Annotated in this window: 2 protein-coding genes; both read left to right on the top strand. The window is 62.1% G+C overall.

Annotation, left to right across the window (positions count from 1 at the left end; translation table 11 throughout):
* The coding region (locus VGN12_16670) for a hypothetical protein (protein HEY4311087.1) at nt 1-372 on the top strand (372 nt) is incomplete at its 5' end.
* 429 nt (nt 373-801) lie between these two features.
* Nucleotides 802-1,746: L-lactate permease (locus VGN12_16665; protein ID HEY4311086.1), on the top strand; the 945-nt coding region annotated here is incomplete at its 3' end.

The raw sequence follows: 1,746 nt of genomic DNA, 5'->3' as shown, positions 1-1,746 counted from the left end.
CTGTGCGCGTTGTCGCTATCCGGCTGCTATTACCCATACGGTTACTATCCATCCGCCTCCTATTACCCCGCCGCTTATTCGACGGTTCCGGCGACAGCAGTCCAGCAGGATGCCCCGACCGGGCCAGCCGATGCGCAGTCGCAACAACAACAACAACAACAACAACAAGCGCAAGGCTCGCAGCAGAACCCGCCGACCTATGCGGTTGCAGCTCCGCCCGTCTATGTGGCGCCGGCTCCGGTTTATCCCGCCTACTATCCGCCGCCGGTCTACCCCGCTTATTACGGATATCCTGGCTATTACGGGCCGTCGGTGTCGATCGGGATCGGCGGATATTGGGGTGGTGGCTGGGGACATCGCCACTGGCACTGAAGCTCGCAGATTCTTGCGGACCGGCATCGATTCCATTCGCTTCAACGCATGACGTGTATGCCAACGAAGATGCGCTATCGTGCCGGCGCTGCGCCCGGGTTGCCTTGCCGCCTAGGCCGAAATTGAACCGTTCCCGGGCGCCCTTGCATTGCGCCCGCATTGCTACTGCATTGCACCCGTATCACCGCGCACCCTCCCTCCTCGCGCAAGATTCAGACCTTCACCTCCTCCCCCTCCGGCGCCCGTAGTTTCCCTTCTTGACGTGCCCGCCCGGCGCTCTATGCTTTGGGAGGCCACATGCAGCAACCGTTTAAATAGGCGACGCGGTTCATTTCCCACATATTCCGCCAACGCCCATCCGTCCTGTCAGAGCGACGCATCCAGACTGCATAGTCGAGCGTCAATTCGAACAAAAATCAAGGAGACGTGATGTTTCACCAGCTACTCACCCCAGTCGGTAATTCGCTGTTGCTATCGTTTCTCGTTGCCGCGCTGCCGGTCATCGCCGTGCTGGTCCTGCTCGGCTGGGCACGCCGGCCGGCCTGGCAGGCATCGCTCGCCGGGCTGATCGTCGGTTTGATCGTAGCGATCTTTTTCTGGCAGTTTCCGGTCGGGCTCGCATTCAATTCGGTGGCCGCCGGCGCGGTGTTCGCCTGCTGGCCAGTCATGTGGATCGTGTTCACCGCGATCCTGCTCTACAACATCGCGCAACGCTCGGGCCGCTTCGCGGCCTTTCGCATGTGGATGATCGACAACCTGCCTAACGACCGGCGCATCGTGCTGGTCGTGGTCGGCTTTTCGTTCGGCGCGCTGCTCGAAGGGATTTCCGGCTTCGGCACGCCGGTCGCCATCACCAGTTCGCTGCTGATCCTGCTCGGCTTTCCCACGCTCGAAGCGCTCACTTTCACGCTGATCTTCAACACCGCGCCGGTCGCGTTCGGCGCGCTCGGTGTGCCGATCACCGTGCTCGGCGCGGTCACTCACCTGCCGTCCGACGTGCTCGCCAAGATGGTCGGCCGGCAGTTACCGTTCTTCGCGTTCTTCCTGCCCTTCTACGTGATCGGCGTGTATGCGGGATTCCGCAACATGCTGCGCGTGTGGCCAGTGCTGCTGGTGTCGGGCGCGAGCTTCGCGCTGACGCAGTTCGTCACGTCGAACTACGTGAACTACAGCCTGACCGACGTGCTCGCGTCGATGGTCTCGCTGATCCTGACGATCGCGTTCCTGCGTGTCTGGAAACCCGCCGCCGATCCGAAGTTCGCGGTCAACGTCGACCGCGTCGGCGAGGTGCGCGGCAAGATCGGCGGAGGCCAGGGCTGGTATCCGTGGATCATCGTGTCGGTCGTGGTGATCATCTGGACGGTCGCGAAGATC

Source organism: Pirellulales bacterium (genome assembly GCA_036499395.1).
Classification (GTDB): domain Bacteria; phylum Planctomycetota; class Planctomycetia; order Pirellulales; family JACPPG01; genus JACPPG01.
The sequence above is the reverse complement of the archived record's forward strand: the minus strand, read 5'-3'. Positions and strand labels throughout refer to the sequence as shown.